General features: G+C 34.4%; 18 protein-coding genes. 5 read left to right on the plus strand and 13 right to left on the minus strand.

All coding sequences use genetic code 11. The annotated features are described in order from the left end of the window. Positions 1-16: 16 nt before the first annotated feature. The 9 genes from EOD40_RS13495 to EOD40_RS13535 form a co-directional block, all read right to left on the minus strand. Entirely contained in the window at positions 17-784 is a 768-nt protein-coding gene (locus EOD40_RS13495) for an SDR family NAD(P)-dependent oxidoreductase (protein WP_128196404.1), read from the minus strand. A gap of 94 nt (positions 785-878) precedes the next feature. Continuing rightward, the gene (locus tag EOD40_RS13500) at positions 879-1,802 is read right to left on the minus strand and encodes a helix-turn-helix domain-containing protein (RefSeq protein WP_128196406.1); all 924 of its coding nucleotides are present in this window, start codon (positions 1,800-1,802) and stop codon (positions 879-881) included. 81 nt (positions 1,803-1,883) lie between these two features. After that, positions 1,884-2,768 carry a pirin family protein gene (locus EOD40_RS13505; protein WP_128196407.1) on the minus strand — a complete coding sequence of 295 codons (885 nt, stop codon included), beginning with the start codon at positions 2,766-2,768 and terminating at the stop codon, positions 1,884-1,886. A 5-nt stretch (positions 2,769-2,773) separates the two neighbouring features. Beyond that, entirely contained in the window at positions 2,774-3,136 is a 363-nt protein-coding gene (locus EOD40_RS13510; RefSeq protein WP_128196409.1) for a DoxX family protein, read from the minus strand. 156 nt (positions 3,137-3,292) lie between these two features. Further along, entirely contained in the window at positions 3,293-4,300 is a 1,008-nt protein-coding gene (locus EOD40_RS13515) for a zinc-dependent alcohol dehydrogenase family protein (protein ID WP_128196410.1), read from the minus strand. Positions 4,301-4,440: 140 nt separating this feature from the next. Beyond that, the gene (locus EOD40_RS13520) at positions 4,441-5,022 is read right to left on the minus strand and encodes a Crp/Fnr family transcriptional regulator (protein WP_128196412.1); all 582 of its coding nucleotides are present in this window, start codon (positions 5,020-5,022) and stop codon (positions 4,441-4,443) included. A 49-nt stretch (positions 5,023-5,071) separates the two neighbouring features. Beyond that, complete coding sequence (locus EOD40_RS13525; RefSeq protein WP_128196414.1) at positions 5,072-5,461, minus strand: nuclear transport factor 2 family protein; 390 nt, start codon at positions 5,459-5,461, stop codon at positions 5,072-5,074. Between the two features lie 65 nt (positions 5,462-5,526). Further along, a complete protein-coding gene (locus EOD40_RS13530; RefSeq protein WP_128196416.1) occupies positions 5,527-6,366 on the minus strand; it encodes an MBL fold metallo-hydrolase in 840 nt (279 codons plus the stop codon). 215 nt (positions 6,367-6,581) lie between these two features. Continuing rightward, positions 6,582-7,163, minus strand: a complete 582-nt coding sequence (locus EOD40_RS13535) for a Crp/Fnr family transcriptional regulator (RefSeq protein ID WP_128196417.1) — start codon at positions 7,161-7,163, stop codon at positions 6,582-6,584. A gap of 305 nt (positions 7,164-7,468) precedes the next feature. On the opposite strand from EOD40_RS13535, the gene EOD40_RS13540 reads away from it, so the two are divergent. From EOD40_RS13540 to EOD40_RS13555, 4 genes are all read left to right on the plus strand, one after another. Then, on the plus strand, positions 7,469-9,457 hold the full coding sequence (locus tag EOD40_RS13540) for a GAF domain-containing hybrid sensor histidine kinase/response regulator (protein WP_128196419.1): 1,989 nt from the start codon (positions 7,469-7,471) through the stop codon (positions 9,455-9,457). An 82-nt stretch (positions 9,458-9,539) separates the two neighbouring features. Next, positions 9,540-9,905, plus strand: a complete 366-nt coding sequence (locus EOD40_RS13545) for a response regulator transcription factor (RefSeq protein WP_128196421.1) — start codon at positions 9,540-9,542, stop codon at positions 9,903-9,905. Between the two features lie 12 nt (positions 9,906-9,917). Continuing rightward, the gene (locus tag EOD40_RS13550; RefSeq protein ID WP_128196422.1) at positions 9,918-10,739 is read left to right on the plus strand and encodes a hypothetical protein; all 822 of its coding nucleotides are present in this window, start codon (positions 9,918-9,920) and stop codon (positions 10,737-10,739) included. Between the two features lie 12 nt (positions 10,740-10,751). Further along, a complete protein-coding gene (locus EOD40_RS13555) occupies positions 10,752-12,185 on the plus strand; it encodes a glycosyltransferase family 2 protein (protein WP_128196424.1) in 1,434 nt (477 codons plus the stop codon). A 49-nt stretch (positions 12,186-12,234) separates the two neighbouring features. Here the strand turns inward: EOD40_RS13555 and EOD40_RS13560 are convergent, their stop codons facing one another. The 3 genes from EOD40_RS13560 to EOD40_RS13570 form a co-directional block, all read right to left on the minus strand. After that, on the minus strand, positions 12,235-12,855 hold the full coding sequence (locus tag EOD40_RS13560) for a hypothetical protein (RefSeq protein ID WP_128196426.1): 621 nt from the start codon (positions 12,853-12,855) through the stop codon (positions 12,235-12,237). Positions 12,856-12,911: 56 nt separating this feature from the next. Beyond that, on the minus strand, positions 12,912-13,499 hold the full coding sequence (locus EOD40_RS13565; protein WP_128196428.1) for a dihydrofolate reductase family protein: 588 nt from the start codon (positions 13,497-13,499) through the stop codon (positions 12,912-12,914). A gap of 732 nt (positions 13,500-14,231) precedes the next feature. Then, a complete protein-coding gene (locus tag EOD40_RS13570; RefSeq protein ID WP_128196430.1) occupies positions 14,232-14,780 on the minus strand; it encodes a hypothetical protein in 549 nt (182 codons plus the stop codon). A 172-nt stretch (positions 14,781-14,952) separates the two neighbouring features. Here EOD40_RS13570 and EOD40_RS13575 point away from each other — a divergent pair, with 172 nt between their 5' ends. Continuing rightward, positions 14,953-15,774: a winged helix-turn-helix domain-containing protein gene (locus EOD40_RS13575; RefSeq protein ID WP_231129632.1), complete on the plus strand. Its 822-nt coding sequence runs from the start codon at positions 14,953-14,955 to the stop codon at positions 15,772-15,774. A 12-nt stretch (positions 15,775-15,786) separates the two neighbouring features. On the opposite strand, the gene EOD40_RS13580 is transcribed toward EOD40_RS13575, so the two are convergent. After that, on the minus strand, positions 15,787-16,329 hold the full coding sequence (locus EOD40_RS13580; RefSeq protein ID WP_128196434.1) for a hypothetical protein: 543 nt from the start codon (positions 16,327-16,329) through the stop codon (positions 15,787-15,789). Positions 16,330-16,414: the final 85 nt, after the last annotated feature.

A 16,414-nucleotide genomic window follows, 5' to 3' on the forward strand; every position in this document is an offset into this window, starting at 1 on the left:
TTTTTGTAGAGGTATTTTAGATGTGAATTCCTCCGGCAACTTCAATTCTTTGTGCATTGATCCATTTGGAATCATCCGAACACAAAAACACAATAACGCTGCCAATATCATCAGGCAACCCCACTCTTCCTAAAGCTGTAGCATTAGCAATCATATCATTTAAAGCTTGATTATCTCTCACGGCACCACCACCAAAATCGGTTGCGATAGCTCCCGGAGCGATTGAATTGACTCTAATTTTTCGAGAACCAAACTCTAAAGCCTGATAACGCGTTAATGAATCGATACCCGCTTTCATAATGGCATAAGCAGCATAATTAGGATAGCTAAAACGTGCCAAACCAGAGGAGGTATTGACGATACTTCCACCTTCATTAATCATTGGCAATAATTTTTGAGTAAGGAAAAAAGGTGCTTTCAGATGGGTGGTAGCCATGGCATCAAAACCTTCTTCGGTAGTTTCTTCTATTGAAGCATAATATCCCGTTCCCGCATTGTTTACAAGGGAATCAATGGTAGTTTTTCCAAAATCTTTCTCCAAAGTTTCTTTTAAATTGGAAACAAATCCATCGAAAGAACTCACTTTTGATAAATCCAATTGAAGACTTGACGATTTTTGCCCTAATGATTTAATTTCGTTTACTACATTTTCAGCATCTGCTTTATTGGATTGATAAGTGATAATAACATCGAAACCTTTTTTAGCTAATTGTAATGCTGATTCTTTTCCAAGTCCGCGACTTCCGCCAGTTAATAAGACTATTTTGTTTGAATGAGTTGTCATTGTACTGTTGTTTTAAGATTACGATGCAAAATTGCTACTTATTACTGTTTTGACATTTGTAATAATCAAATTGATGTTTGCGAAAATCAAACAATTATTCTCTGAAAAGTAGTGGAGATTGGTTATTGTTCTTTTTAAAGAAATTTGAAAAATGAGCAATCTCTTCAAAACCCAGTGTGTATGCTATTTCAGAAATGTTCCAATGCGTTTGTTTCAGTAATACTTTGGCCTCCTGATTGATTCTGCCAGCTATAATTTCTCCCGTTGTCTTGCCCGTGGTTTCCTTTAAAACTTTGTTTAAATGATTGACATGAACGCCTAAAGTGGCAGCAAAATCTTTTGGAGTTTTTAGCATCAAAATTTGTGTTGTGTTTTCAATAGGAAACTGACGTTCTAATAGTTCAATAAAGAAGGAAGTGATTCTGGAGGAGGCGGTTTTATTGTTTTCAACCGGAGTAATCGGTTTTAATTTTTGACCATAATGAATCAGTTCCATCGAATAATTTCGCAATAAATCATATTTATAAGCGTAATCCGAATTGATTTCCAGATGCATTTTTTTGAAAATTCTGTTGATTTCTTCAAACTGGGCTGCTGTTATTTGATAGACAAAATCACTTTGACTGGAAAAAATAGGAAGATTGTCCAGTTCAAATCCGATTTTTGATTTAGCTAAAAACTCCTTTGTAAACACGCAGAAATGTCCGGACTGTTCATTGTCCAGCGGTGTGTAATTATAGGGGATTTTTGGAGAAGCAAACAAAATTCCGAATTCTTCTATTTCAATAGTTCTATCGGCATATTCTACTTTATTTTTACCTGAAATCAAACTTATCTTGTAATAAGTTCTTTTATTATAAGGCATTTCAGGTTTTAACTTAGATGATTTGTACATTTTTTTAATATCAAAAACATTGAAATGTCCTATATCCTTATTGATACTTTCATTAAGAATATCTTCTAAGTCGGGATTGTTATCTCCGAAAATCTCTTTGTAAAATTCTTTGATGGTTATCATGTGAATCGATTTGCGAAATTCAAATGTAAAACCTTTTTTTGATATTGATACGAAATTGTATTAATTTGAAACAATTAGCTTTTATTCTAAAGTTTTATTTTTTGCTGTTAAATTAATTTCACCATATTTTTCAGCGTAAAAATCCTGATAAGCCTGAACTATTTCTTCCTGACTGTTCATTACAAATGGACCTTCTGCCACTATAGTTTCTGTATATTCTTCACCACCAAATAATAGAACATCAACTGAATTTTGAGCGGTGTTTTTAATTTCAATTTCACCTTCTTTTCTGTCAAATTCTATAAACTCTCCCGCTTCAAATTCTGTATCGTTTATCGTAATTTTTTCCGAAGGTACAAATGCCGCTACTTCAATTTTATCAGCCATTTTAATGGAAAATTGTTTCCCTGCTTCCAAATGAATATGATACAAAAACTGTTCAGAATAATTTGGAATCGGTGAACTCAAATCTTCATAATTCCCAACGACTACTTTTATAAAACCACTTTCGTTTGCTAATTCCTTTTTAGGAACATCAATGGCTTGTATTGCTAAATATTCAGGTTTTTCAGCTTTGTTTTTTGCAGGCAGATTAATCCAAAATTGGAAACTATGCACCATTTTGCTATCTGTTTCAGTATCATAGTTCAGGTTTTCATCGTGTATTATTCCATTACCCGCTTTCATCCATTGTGCACCACCTGAAGATACTTTAGCATAATTTCCAGCACTGTCAAAATGTTCATTTTGCCCTTGAAGAATATAGCTCAATGTAGCAATTCCTCTGTGTGGATGAGCTCCCATTCCGCCTAGATGTACTTTTTCCTTCAACATGGGAGGCAGGTGGTCAAGAAATACAAATGAACCTACTTTGCTTGCATATCGATTAGGCAGTATTCTCATAATGGTTAAGGGCCCAACATCGGCTCTACGTCCTTTGGCAGAAAAACTTATTTGCTTTTTCATTTTAATTATGCTTTAATTTTACCGTAAAAAGTATCGGATACTCCTAAAATCACTAAGAAAACTAGAGGAGTAACAACAGCAGAAATCGGGTCACCACTTGCATAATGTGCAATAGATGCAGAAACAAATGTTAGTGCAAATCCAAAATAAGCGAACGATTTAATTTTATCTGAAACCATTGGAAGTATCAACGCTAGAGCTCCTAAAACCTTTAGAATTGCCAGTTCAATTCTGAAATAATCAGGGAATCCTAAATGTACGAATGCTGCTTTCATATTTGCATCAGTAAGATAACTGAATGCACTAAAAAGCATCATAGCTGAAATAATTCCTGTTGTTGTCCAATAAATAATTTTGTTCTTGTTCATTTTTTCTAATTTTTAGATGATTAATTTTTGTTTATTTCTATGATGTAAAATTGCAACAGAAACAAACCCTAAAACGATGCGATATGATAAAAAAAACCGTTGATAAATGTCAACGGTTTAAAAGTTATTAAAATGTATATGCAAACAATAATCAAACTATATATTCACTACAATTTTACCAAATTGCTGATTAGATTCTAAATAGTTATGAGACGCAACAATTTCATCCAGATTAAAAGCCTTGTCAATAATGGGTTTTAATTTTCCTTCGGCTACACCTTTGTCAATAAAAACAATGGCTTGCATCAAAACTTCCATATTGCCTAAAACCTCAATTGCAGAATATCCCCGAATAGTTGGAGTTTTCATCAGCACATCAAAAGCAGGGAAACTTGCAGGTTCGTGACTTAATGCACCGTAAACAAATACTTTTCCGTTTTCGGCAACAGAGCTTAAGAGATTACTGAATTTAGCTCCCACAACAGGATCTAAGATTATATGAGCACCTACATTATTTGTAATTTTCAAAACTGAAGCGGCTATGTCTTCTTCCGATGTTACAATTACGTGGGATGCCCCCGCTTTTAATAATGCTTCTTTTTTCTTTGCCGATGTAGTTAAGGCAATAGAAATTCCTCCAACATAATTGGTTATTTGAATCGCAGCAAGGCCAGCACTGCTTGAAGCGGCATTAATAACCACAAATTCACCTGATTTTAATTTTCCGGAATTTATGATCATCCCATACATTGTGGAGTAACTTGTCCACAAAGAGGCTGCTTCGTCAAAAGACAAATTGGCTGGATATTGATGTACTGCATAAGCTGGCATTAGGATATATTCACCATAAGAAGTATAGTTATGTAATGAAAAACCAGGAATAACATTTACAACATCTCCCACTGATACATTCGAAACTTCAGAACCAACAGCTTCCACAATTCCAGCTGCTTCATATCCTAATTGGGCCGGAAAAATAGGATTTTCTATGTACATTCCTTGGCGGTACATAGCATCAGCTCTGTTTATACCAATTGATTTCACTTGAATTCTTACTTCCTGAGGACCAGGATAAGATACTTTTACTTGTTCCACTTTTAATACTTCAGGAGTTCCAGCTTCGTGGAAAACCACCGTTTTAGACATTTTTGATAAATCACTCATTGTTTTATTTTTTAAATATTTTTATTGATTTTGATAAGGCAAAGTTGCACCAAAGGCAAGCCTCACAACAATGAGATATGATAAAAAAAACCGTTGACATATATCAACGGTTTTTATAAAAGTTAAAACTTAAATGGAATTTATTTCGTTCCCTGTTTTCTGATTCGGCTCAACGTTTCTTTGGTAATACCCAAAAAAGAAGCAATAAGATGTTGTGGAAATCGCTGAATAAATTGTGGATGATGAGTAGCAAATTCTTCATAACGTTTTTCAGCCGTGTTACTGATAGTAGAACTTAATCGGCGTTGGTTGGCAATCGCATTTCGTTCGTCCATAACTCTTGTCATTTGTACCAAAGCAGGAATTTTTTCCATCAAATCGAGCATCTCAGCTCTTGTAACAATGAGCATTTCGGTATCTTCCCACGCATCAATATTGTATTTTGAAGGAGTAAGCATCGTAGCGCTTTCGCGGTCGTTTGCCCAATAGTTTTCTATAAATAAATGTACAATATGCTCAACTCCTTTATCATCTACACTGTATTGTCGCATAGCTCCTTTTACAATAAAACCAGCATATTTACACACATCACCTTCCTGCAGAAAATATTGTTTTTTTCTTAACTTTTTGGGGCGAAAAGTGGCTACAATTAAGGCTTCTTCTTCACTTGTAAGTGGCGAAGCTATATGTTGATTGATATAGGCTAATAGATTTTCGTGCATTGGTGTGATGATTCATTAAAACAATGCAAGGTATAAAAAAAAACGATTTTTATTTCATAGCATCATTTACTGTTTGACTATCTACAAATTGCTCAAAACTGATTATTTTGCTGTCTTTCAATTTCCAAACGTGAGCTACTCTGGCTGTGAATGATTTGCCTGTGATTTTATAAGTACCAGTATAGGTGCCGTATGCAACCACTTTATCATCACTGGCAACATAATCTTCAGGAGTAAATTTATAATCAATCCATTCGCTTCCCAATCGGCTAAAGACATTTTTGGTAATTTCTTCTAATCCAATATAAGTTCCTGCGTATGGAAATCCTTTGGCTTCTGTCCAGAAAATATTTTCAGCGGAATATTGCGCTAGATTTTTACCGTTTTCTTCTGAAGTTTTTCCTTCATAAGTACTTTTTATAATATCAAGATTTGTCATTGCCTTTCTATTTGAAGAACAGCCTGAGAACACAAAAAGTAGTATCAGGCTGTAGAGGATTGATTTTACCATTTCATTTCTCCGGTATTTACTTTTGCACCTATCATCAAGGCAGTTTCAAAGGTAAGTGCTGGATATTTTGTTTTCAAAGCAGTAATTAAAGCTTCCGAAGTTTTGTTGGTTTTTAAAGCTTCTTCGTAGAATTGAATGTAGCTTTTGGTATGATTTATAGCAGCTATATCGAATGGAGAATTTGAATTGGCGTGAGCAGGAATTACAATTTCAGGTTTCAAAGCTGTGATTTTGTCTAAAACTGAAATCCAGCTTTTGCGGGCTTCTGAAGTTTGTGCATCGGCCATCCAAAGATGGAAAGTAGTTCCAAAAATATTGATTCCGCCTACAACCGCTTTGATAGAAGGAATCCATATAAAAGTTTTATTCGGGAATTCTTCCAAACCAATGATTTCTAATTTCTGACCTTCCAATTCAATAGTATTTCCTTTTAAAATCTGAGGTAAAATAACGTTTGACGTAATGTTTTTGCCTAATCTTTCGCCCCAAATTTCTAATTTCTTTTGAGCTGTAGCCTTGATATGTTCTACTGTTGCAGGAGATGCATAAGCAGTAATTTCAGGGAAATATTTTTTGAATACTTCCAGTCCGAAGTAAAAATCAGGATCGCCGTGAGAAACAAAAATTGTCGTTAGTTTTTTGCCACTTGCTTTAATTTCCTGTGCTATTTTTTCGGCATCCGCCAAAGTAAATTGTGCATCAATCAAAACCGCATCCGTTTTTCCGGATACAATTACCGATGCTACACCAAAACTATTTTCTGATGCATTGTAAACTTGAAGTTTCAAATCTTTAGTTTCAATAGTTTTGAAACTTTGTGCTTGTGTTTCCATATTAAATAAAATTAAAATTGTTATAAATACTGTCGAGATACTTTTTTTACTCACGGTTTTAATATTTTTTTTCCGTGTTCGTGACCCGAGCCTGTAAGGCGAACGGATGAAATAATCTTCGATTTCATTTTTTCGCTGTTTTGAATTAACACTGCAAAGATGAGACGATATGCAATCTCAAAACATTAAACTAGTTTAAAAAATAAAAGGAATTCTTATTTTTTGACAGCAATTTTCTTTCGAATATTACTCAAAAAAACATTGGTAATACCCAAATAAGCAGCTACCTGAATATTGGAAAGACGCTGAATAAGCTGAGGATATTTTTCTGCAAATTCGATGTAACGGGATTCAGCTGTTTTACTCAGATTATCAATCATTCTGCGTTGAAGAGCCACATGCGTTTTTTGTGTCATTACCCGAAATAGCTTTTCAATTTTAGGCAAATTGGCATAAGCGTATTCCTTATCTTCTTTAGAAATTAAAAGGACTTCACTATCTTCAAGGGCTTCTATAAAAAGTTGTGATGGTGTTTCAGTTGTAAAGCTGTCAATATCGGTAATCCACCAATTTTCAAAAGCAAAATAGAGCACTTGTTCAAAACCACTTTTATCAATATGGTACACCCGGAAAAGCCCTTCGATGACAAAACCTTCAAACTTGCAAACTTCACCTTCCCGCAACAAAAAACTTTTTTTTGGGATTGTTTTTTGTTCAAACAAATTACAGAATTCCTCCATTTCAGTATCTGAAAGTGAAATATGTGCTGCAATATTTTGTTTAAGAAGTTTTGTCATTTTAAGTTGTGTAAAATAATTCTAAAATTACTTAATTAGAATTATTAGACAATGCTTTAAAAGCGTTATGTTTAGAATATAATGATTCTGAGGCTATTTATAGAATTTCTTATTGATTTTTACAAGTTTTTGAAAATTACTATAAAGATATATTGATGTTAAATCTAATGACAAATGATTTTACGAAGACGAGCTGTTTGTATTCATAATCATTTAGATACCAGATACAACTAATAGCTTGCTTATTTTTTTTCTAAAGGTTTAGGTGAAATTTTTTATATTTATACACTTTACCTACTAATAGCATGAATAATATAGAAAAAACTACATCTTATAACGAATCAGAACGTCTGGCAGCATTAAGACGCTACAACATACTTGATACGTTACCTGATAATGCTTTTGATGATGCAACAAAACTCGTTTCTTATATATGTGGTGTGCCCATTGCCCATATTTCATTCATAGACGAGAACAGACAATGGTTTAAATCAGAAATAGGGATTGGATTGTCAGAAGTACCTCGGGAAATTAGTTTCTGCCGATATACCATTATGGAATCGGAAATGGTGGAGATACCGGATACTTTTTTGAACGAAAGATTTAAGGATGACCCCAATGTTACCGGCGGTTTTAAAGTCAGGTTCTACGCTGGTGTTCCACTTAGAACTCCCGACGGTTATAACATAGGAACCCTTTGTGCTGTAGATCATGTTACTAAGGTACTCAACGAAAATCAGCGAAATGCACTTTCAATTGTGGCGAAGCACGTGATAAACCAATTGGAATTAAGAACTAAAAATATAGAACTGGACGTTCAGAAAAAAATTGCCGAACGGGCGGTATTGGCTAAAGATAGTTTTCTTGCCAATATGAGTCATGAAATCAGGACGCCGTTAAATGCAATAATTGGATTCACGGATCTTCTGGCTCAAACTAGGCTGGATTCTGTTCAGCGTGATTATATTGACAGTGTACAAATAGCTGGGGAAAATCTACTTTTAATAATTAATGATATTCTGGATCTTTCCAAAATGGATACAGGTAATCTGACCATTGAAGCACAGCCATTCAATTTAAAAAAGACGCTTAAGCATGTTTATAATTTACTTAAGGTAAAGGTTCCTGAAGCCATAGAATTCAATCTCTTTCTCGATGCTGATTTGCCTGAAATTGTAATTGGAGATCATGGAAGATTAAACCAGATATTGGTTAACCTGATAGGAAATGCGATTAAGTTTACTGAAGAAGGGGAAATAACGATTTCCGTAAAAAAACTTGATGAAACCGCCGATTATTATTCGCTTAGATTTTCGATTAAAGATACCGGAATAGGCATAGCCGAGGACAAGCTCACCACTATTTTTGAACGATTTACCCAAGCAGAAGATAGTATAACAAGGAAATTTGGAGGTACAGGACTTGGTCTTAGTATTGTGAAACAACTGGCCGAATTGCAAGGAGCAGAAATTCAGGTAAAAAGTAAAGAGGGGAGAGGCTCCGAATTTTTCTTTGTAATAAATTATAAAAAAGCTAATTATACTGAAGCAGAAAAAGAACCATTAGCGGGAGATAATCTGGGGAAACTTAAAATATTGCTGTGTGAAGACAATGTTATCAACCAGAAATTAGCTAAGAGTGTGATTCATAATTTTGGTTTTGATGTAGACATTGCCGAAAATGGGGAAGAAGGAATAGAATTGTTGTCAAAAAACAACTATGATTTGGTTTTAATGGATCTTCAGATGCCTCTTAAAGACGGTTATGAAACGGCTCAATACATTAGGACTGAAATGAAGTCTGATATTCCCATTATAGCCATGACAGCCCATTCTTTTGTGGGAGAGCAGGAACGTTGTTATAGTGTGGGAATGGATGGCTATGTGCCCAAACCTTTTAAGCAGTTAGCGCTTTTAGAAACTATAAAAGCTGTAATGAAGAAAGAGGAGAATCTTACTCCCAGGAGAAAACTGGATTTATCTTATTTAGATGAAATGGCATGCGGTAATCCAAACTTTAGGCAGGAAATGATAGATCTTTTTATAGAAAAAATTCCAAATCAAGTAGCTCAACTCCAGGAAGCATTTGATAGAAACGATACTAATACGGTAAAAAGAACAGCTCATAATATGAAGTCTAGTATAGATATTTTTATGTTGGAGGATATTAGTAATTATTTGTCTATTATTGAGATAGAGGCTAAGTCAGGACGATTTACTGCCCAAACTGAAGATAAAATAAAATTTCTACATCATGAAATTTTTGAAGTAGTTAAAAGTTTAAAGGAACTATGATAAAAGAGAAATATGCAATAGCTTTGCATATGTTTCCAGATTTTATTAATTTGAGTTCGCCCCCAAACAAAAAATTAAACCTATGAGAATAATATTATCTGAAGATAATGATATCCTACGCAAGTCATTATCTTTTTTCTTAGAGTCTAATGGATTTACCGTTGACCAGTTTTCAGATGGTAAGGATGCACTGGACGCTATTGAAACTAATGATTACGATTTAATTCTGACAGATATAAATATGCCTGGCATAAGTGGAATGGAAATTACGCAATATGTAAGACAGCACATAGGATCTGATATTCCAATAATTATATTTACTTCTTCAGGTATAGAGCAGACTGAACTGGATTCTTTTGATTTAGGAGCCAATGAATTTATTGCTAAACCTGTCAGTCCGGCTGTGCTTCTGGTGAGAATTAATAAATTATTAAGTACGCGCGCTTAATAACTTCTAAATATGATAAAAATAGAAGAACTTTATAAGGGTGGTGACTGGATAGAGTCGTTCTTAATCCTGTCAATCAGTCTGTTTATAGCGGTATCAATTGTTCTGTATTTGTTAATTATAACAAGCCGTGCTAAGAAAATAAAAAGAGAAAGGCTCAGGATTGAATACGAAAAAATCATTGTAGAATTAATGTATTCTGTAGTTTTTGTCGACGTTCCTTTTTCAGAAGTGAAAGAAGATAAAAACTATGCGATGCTTTTTAATAATACTTTCTTCAGGGAAGTTCTGATAGAATCTGTTATCAATCTCCATAAAAATTATGATGGTATTTACGCATTAAAACTGGAACAGCTTTACAAAGAATCGGGATTAATAAATGATTCATTTAAAAAGCTCAAAAGCCTGAAATGGGAGGTTAAATGTAAAGGTGTAACTGAACTTGCTGAAATGAATGTTAATGAGGCTTTTGATGATATAATAAAAATTTCCAATACCCGAAATAAAGCTTTAAAAATTACTGCTATAAATGCTTCCATCAAACTTGGAGGATCAAAAGGGATAATACATCTTACGGAGCATCAAAATCCTATTGACGACTGGACTCAGGTAAATATAATCAGTGCTTTTAAAAAGCATGATATGGATGATATTAAAGGTATTGAACTTTTATTGGAATCACAAAACACCACTGTTGTTACACTTGGTTTAAAGCTTATCAAAGAATTGAAACTTACCCAAAAAGTTTCTCATGTAGAACAATTGGCTGCCAGAACTCCTCATGTACTACTACAAAATGAAGCACAAAACGTTTTGCAGACATTAACAGTTTAACAATAGAAGCAAATGAATTTTTTTAATAGTGAAATAACGGCTTTTTTTGAGATTTACTTAATCCTTATCCTTGCTTATGCAATATTGATTATGTCTTCTTATTTGATATTAGCTTTTCTCTCTACAAAAGAGCTAAGGGGATATCTTAAAAAAAATAGTTTTGTTGATTATGATGTGCTTCTTACGAGTGAATTTGCGCCCAGTCTTTCATTAATTGCTCCTGCCTACAATGAAGGCTTTACTATTGAAGAAAATGTAAAATCCTTACTTTCGTTAAATTACAATAATTATCAGGTAATTGTGGTGAATGATGGCAGTAAGGACAATTCTATGGAAATCCTCATTAAGACCTATGATCTTGTCCTGACAGAACTGAATATTCATCGAAAGATTAAAACAAAAAAAATTAAGGGAGTATATACTTCCAGAAATGCTGCGTTTAAAAAACTGATAGTTGTTGACAAAGAAAATGGAGGTAAAGCCGATGCTCTGAATGTGGGACTTAACATTGCAGAGAATCCTTATGTGGTTTGCATTGACGTTGATTGTATCCTCGATAGAGACTCGCTGCTTAAGTTGGCAAAACCCTTTTTGGAATCCCACGGTAAGCGTATTATTGCTACTGGCGGAGTGGTGAGGATAGCAAACCAGTGTATTATTAAAAACGGACGCCTGGTTGAGGTAAACATTCCCGATGCTATGCTGCCAAGGATTCAGGTTTTAGAATATTTAAGGGCATTTCTTCTGGGAAGAATGGCTTGGGGCAGGCTAGATGGTTTATTGCTTATCAGCGGTGCATTTGGTGCATTTGATAGAGAAATAGCCTTAGAGGTAGGCGGTTATAATACAAAAACGGTAGGTGAAGACATGGAACTGGTAGTAAGGATGCGCCGTTATATGCTTGAAAACAAAATTCCTTATGGTGTTAGTTATATTCCGGATCCACTTTGTTGGACCGAAGCACCGGAAAATTTTAAAATATTCAAGAAACAACGCAGCCGTTGGATGAGAGGAACAATTGAAACACTTAGCTTTCACAAGAAGATGTTCTTGAATCCTAAATACAAATTACTGGGAATGCTCAGCATACCTTACTGGACATTTTTCGAATTTCTAGCTCCCGGAATTGAGTTTATAGGTCTGGTGATAACAATTTTATTTATAGTTTTTGGTTTGCTTAACTGGCATTTCTTCTTTTTACTTTTGCTGTTCGTTTACTTTTTTGCCATAATGTTTTCGGTTATGGCACTTTACAGTGAAGAGCGCACGTATCACAAATACCCAAAACAAGCCGATTTCTTTAAGCTGTTGTTGGCTGCTTTTATTGAGCCATTGTATTTTCATCCTATAGCGGTTTATTCATCCTTAGTTGGTTACAAAGAAAAAATTATGGGAACCAAAGGTTGGGGCGAAATGACGAGAACAGGTTTTACCAAGAAAAAGTAATCCTGTCGTGTTTATTGTTTAAATTTTCTTCTTATTGTAAATCTTTCAGCTAATCATATTTTGGAAAGAAATCTATTTCTTCTTTATGGTTTGTTTTTGTCGAAATTCTAGTCTCTTTTAAGCAAGCTCCTTTTTCATCTTTGGCCTCACAGCGTATTAAAACTTCATCAATGAGGGTGTTATTTTTGTCTTTGATGATGATTTTAGAAAGTTCTTTGTTTGTATAATAAAAATACTGGCTGTAGAAAGTGCTGAAATTATCTACTATTTTAGCAATCGTTCCATCTGAATTATAATGATAAATGGATTCATTTTGTTTGTATTGTTTTTGGGTGTAACAGCTGATGCGTTCACGCTGATTAGGTTTCCAACGGGTTTTACAGTAATAGTTTTCTTTGTCAGGATAGGATTGCACCTCAAACCATAATTTCTTTTGGGTTTCTTGTAATATATTACCGTCAGCATCAACAGTTTTGGAGTATTTAATGCGACCTTTTTTGGTAAAGAGCATTTGTTTTTTGTACAATAGTTTCTTCTGATTGTTTTTTAGCAAATATTTTTCCTCGGTTGCCGATTTTATGCCGTCGGGCAATAGTTGTTTATTGATGTACTTTTTTGTGGCACATGATTGTAGGGTGAAAACTAGGATAGAAAACAATAAAACTCTCATAGTCATAAAGTTTAGTATGTACTAATTTACGAATTCTGAAAAATAAATGGCTTTAGTTAATTGGGTTTTGTTTCGTAATGAAGAGCAATTACTCCACAAGAAAATGTTTTGGATTCTATAAGTTTCAGTTGAGTCGTTTTGGTAACACCTTTAAATAACGGAATGCCTTGTCCCAGTAACACCGGATTAACAAATAACCAAAACTCGTCAATTAGGCCTAGATTTAATAATGATTGGGAAGCGGACGGACTCCCGAAAATCAGAATATTTTTTTCTCCCGATAGCGATTGGGATTGCTTTTTTATCTTATTGATGTTGTCTGCAAGTTGGTCGCCAATAACTGTGGTGTTTTCAAGTCCTTTTTCACTCATTGTCTTTGATAAAACAACTTTTGAAACTTTGTTGTACCAGGCCGAATGTTCTTTGTCGTGTTTTGATGCGTTTGGTTGTTTGCCAGCATTTGGCCAATAACTCTGCATCATTTCATAAGTTACCCGGCCATAAAGCGCAGTGTCGGCAGTGTCGGTCATTGTAGCAACAAAGTCAAATAATTCCTCGTCTACATTTGCCCAGTTCAGTTCTCCCTTAGGTCCCGCCACAAAACCGTCAAGTGAAGTATGCATAAAGAATATCAGTTTTCTCATTTTGTTATTTTTTTTAACTATTTATACATTTTGTTTGTCGTTTGCCTATTTGTAAAGCTGCCTTAGGGTTTTTAAAAAACAGAATAGACTACTTAAGCATCACAGAAAGTTAAGAAATAAATAGTTATGAGACAACTGCACAAAATTGATAACAAGGTTTTTATCTAATTGAGTAGGAGAGAGCCGCGTTAAAAACGCTTTGTTTTGTTTTAAAAGGAAGTTAGGGACTTGTTGAAAAGGATAGCCCCTAAGTCATTTTGTTGTCACTTCGAGTGGTTCTTAATAGTAATGCGACAGCTTTACTATTAAAAATTGTATCGAGAAGTTTATAAGAAGTAGTGTTCTCAATACATTTTATTAAAAAAAACTATCACATTTTTAATTACCCTAATGATATTTTTTATTAAATGTGAAATTATAGTTTACCAATTTTCTTTTTTGCTTGATCAAAAAAGAAACAAAAAAATCAAGTCTTACGCTTCCTCGTCGGTCAAATTAGTTTTCGAATACTAAAAGAAAAGAAACTCGCTACGCTCAAACAGCTTTTCTTTTTACGTATTCTTCAAACATTTGACACTCGACTGCGGAAGCTAAGGACAACTGACCCCTAAATGGGGCGTTTGAGGTATCAGAGAGCCGCGTTACAAACGCTTTGTTTTGTTTTAAAGGAAGTAGGTGCTCGTTGCAAACGAGCACCAGAGGGAATGTCGCTAATCGCGAGGCCTCTAATCCTCAGCAACCTTTATTTTTGCTAAAGTCGCGTTTAAAAAGTATCTTGTTATATCGCGCAATATAGTCGCCCGATAGAATCAAATAGGGATGATTAGGCGAATACCCTGCGCTGCGGCTTCTTACAGTTATTTTGTCGTTAACTTTCAGGCTTTTTAACTGATGAAAATCCTTAGGAATGAATTGCATCATGTATTCTTCGCCATCAATTCTGATAATAAGCCATTTTATTGTTGATGATTTCCCGTCGCGCTTAAAAGTAACAGAGGTAACCACGGCCTCCATATTGGTGAAAGTCTTGATGTGCTTCCTTATTTTATCATAACTGGCATGCACTTTTTTACCTTCGGGAGAAAGCTCCCATTCTTTGTACTTTATACCATCAGGAGAAGCTTCCCATTTTTTCCTTTCATCCGCCATATGGGCTTTCCTCTCAGCAATGGACAGCGGCTTTGGGGATGGCTTAGTTTCATTTTTAGTTTCATAATTAGTAAATACTAGTGCGCTCACCACAACCAGCGGTAAGATCAGCACATAGATGGTTTTTTTCATATCCTTGTCAAATTGGTTAAGCGAATTTACATTGATATTTTTCGGCTTGAGCGATTTGAATTGTAAATAAAAATGTAAACTTTGTAAATAAAAACTTGACACTATGTATCTTAGTCGAAATCTCCTCTCCGGAAAACGCAAATACCTATTCGCATTGATACTACTCTCGTTTATGGCTGTAATCTGCGTAGTTTTAAGTATAACTGATAGTGACAATTTTGATATCGCCAGAAGGGAAGTTTTACTCCGCAGGATTGGACATGAAATACTCTTACAGTCCGGCGACAGTACATCAAGAGTGCTACCCGTAAAAAAGATAGCTGAAAATGAATATCAAATCAGGTTTGAGAATGAGCTTACTTTTCAAACCGACTCTCTGGTGAATACTACTCAGCGTTTGTTAGCCAAAGACCCGTTCGCTCATGATTATGTTGTTAACGTACTTAACTGTGGCAACTCCAGTGTAGCCTATGGATACGCTATATCCAAAAATAAAAAAGATGATATAGTAGCGTGTTTAGGAAGAAGGCAGCCCGTTGCCTGTTATATGATTAACATTAAATTTAAACCGAATGGCATAACCACAGCAAGAAATAAATATCTTTTGGGCGGCCTGTCATTTTTAGCATTTGTTGGCTTTATTTTTTTTAGATGGATTAAGTCGCGGAGAGCCTTAGCTAAAGATGAGAGTAACAAGATATTCACTTTTGGTTCGGTCTTATTTGATGTGCAGAAACGGCAACTGCTAATAAATAAAAAAAACATAGATCTGACTGGAACTGAAACACGTTTGCTGCTCATTCTCGCATTATCTCCTAACGAGACTATAGAGAGAAGCCGGCTGCAAAAAGAGATATGGGAAGATGAAGGTGTTATTGTGGGGCGTAGTCTGGATATGTTCATATCAAAACTTAGAAAAAAACTAGAGCCTGATCCGAATATTAACATTGTTGTTATACGCAGCAAGGGATATAAGCTTGAAGTTAGCTCTTAAGACTAGGTCTTTTCAAAAATCATTTGGAAGTCTAACATAATCAAATCCAATTTTACTTTGATAAACACACAACATAATTTTTTGATTAGTTTCTATAGAATTCCAAAAATTATGTTTACAAAATAATTTTTGATCTCCACCATTAAAATCAACAATTAAAATGTTTTCTTCAGGAGTTTTGACTCCGGCTTTAATATAAATTTTTTCCTTAACAGAATATCTATCACAGTTCCTTAATTCAGATGTTGAATAGTTTAAACTTGAACCAACTAATAGAAAATTACCGGCTACAGCTAAAGAAAACATCATTGATAAATTTGAGTAATTTGATTGCATTATGGAATTTAAAAGAACATATTTTTTTACCTTATAAGTAAAATAAATGCCTGCTGTAAATCCAATTATGCCTGCTGTAAATCTGAATATGTAAGGATATAAGTAATTTTCAGAATCATTGATGCCAATAATACCTGAAATTAATCCGCCAAAAATGGTTGCAAAAAAGACAAGCAGCACTAATACTTTTTTTGGAGTTGTCACATTTTCAAAATTCATTTTTTGGTTTTCATTATTTACGAATAGTTCTTTTAGCCTTGTCATCAACGTTCTGGAACTACAGCGGGTTTGGGACTAAATTAAG

Origin of the sequence: Flavobacterium sufflavum (assembly GCF_004016525.1) — a bacterium.
In the GTDB taxonomy this organism is placed as follows: Bacteria; Bacteroidota; Bacteroidia; order Flavobacteriales; family Flavobacteriaceae; genus Flavobacterium; species Flavobacterium sufflavum.

Coding starts and splice junctions, on each gene's coding strand:
- EOD40_RS13495 (WP_128196404.1), bottom strand. CDS start 784: ATGACAACTCATTCAAACAAAATAGTCTTATTAACTGGCGGAAGTCGC.
- EOD40_RS13500 (WP_128196406.1), bottom strand. CDS start 1,802: ATGATAACCATCAAAGAATTTTACAAAGAGATTTTCGGAGATAACAAT.
- EOD40_RS13505 (WP_128196407.1), bottom strand. CDS start 2,768: ATGAAAAAGCAAATAAGTTTTTCTGCCAAAGGACGTAGAGCCGATGTT.
- EOD40_RS13510 (WP_128196409.1), bottom strand. CDS start 3,136: ATGAACAAGAACAAAATTATTTATTGGACAACAACAGGAATTATTTCA.
- EOD40_RS13515 (WP_128196410.1), bottom strand. CDS start 4,300: ATGAGTGATTTATCAAAAATGTCTAAAACGGTGGTTTTCCACGAAGCT.
- EOD40_RS13520 (WP_128196412.1), bottom strand. CDS start 5,022: ATGCACGAAAATCTATTAGCCTATATCAATCAACATATAGCTTCGCCA.
- EOD40_RS13525 (WP_128196414.1), bottom strand. CDS start 5,461: ATGACAAATCTTGATATTATAAAAAGTACTTATGAAGGAAAAACTTCA.
- EOD40_RS13530 (WP_128196416.1), bottom strand. CDS start 6,366: ATGGAAACACAAGCACAAAGTTTCAAAACTATTGAAACTAAAGATTTG.
- EOD40_RS13535 (WP_128196417.1), bottom strand. CDS start 7,163: ATGACAAAACTTCTTAAACAAAATATTGCAGCACATATTTCACTTTCA.
- EOD40_RS13540 (WP_128196419.1), top strand. CDS start 7,469: ATGAATAATATAGAAAAAACTACATCTTATAACGAATCAGAACGTCTG.
- EOD40_RS13545 (WP_128196421.1), top strand. CDS start 9,540: ATGAGAATAATATTATCTGAAGATAATGATATCCTACGCAAGTCATTA.
- EOD40_RS13550 (WP_128196422.1), top strand. CDS start 9,918: ATGATAAAAATAGAAGAACTTTATAAGGGTGGTGACTGGATAGAGTCG.
- EOD40_RS13555 (WP_128196424.1), top strand. CDS start 10,752: ATGAATTTTTTTAATAGTGAAATAACGGCTTTTTTTGAGATTTACTTA.
- EOD40_RS13560 (WP_128196426.1), bottom strand. CDS start 12,855: ATGAGAGTTTTATTGTTTTCTATCCTAGTTTTCACCCTACAATCATGT.
- EOD40_RS13565 (WP_128196428.1), bottom strand. CDS start 13,499: ATGAGAAAACTGATATTCTTTATGCATACTTCACTTGACGGTTTTGTG.
- EOD40_RS13570 (WP_128196430.1), bottom strand. CDS start 14,780: ATGAAAAAAACCATCTATGTGCTGATCTTACCGCTGGTTGTGGTGAGC.
- EOD40_RS13575 (WP_231129632.1), top strand. CDS start 14,953: ATGGCTGTAATCTGCGTAGTTTTAAGTATAACTGATAGTGACAATTTT.
- EOD40_RS13580 (WP_128196434.1), bottom strand. CDS start 16,329: ATGAATTTTGAAAATGTGACAACTCCAAAAAAAGTATTAGTGCTGCTT.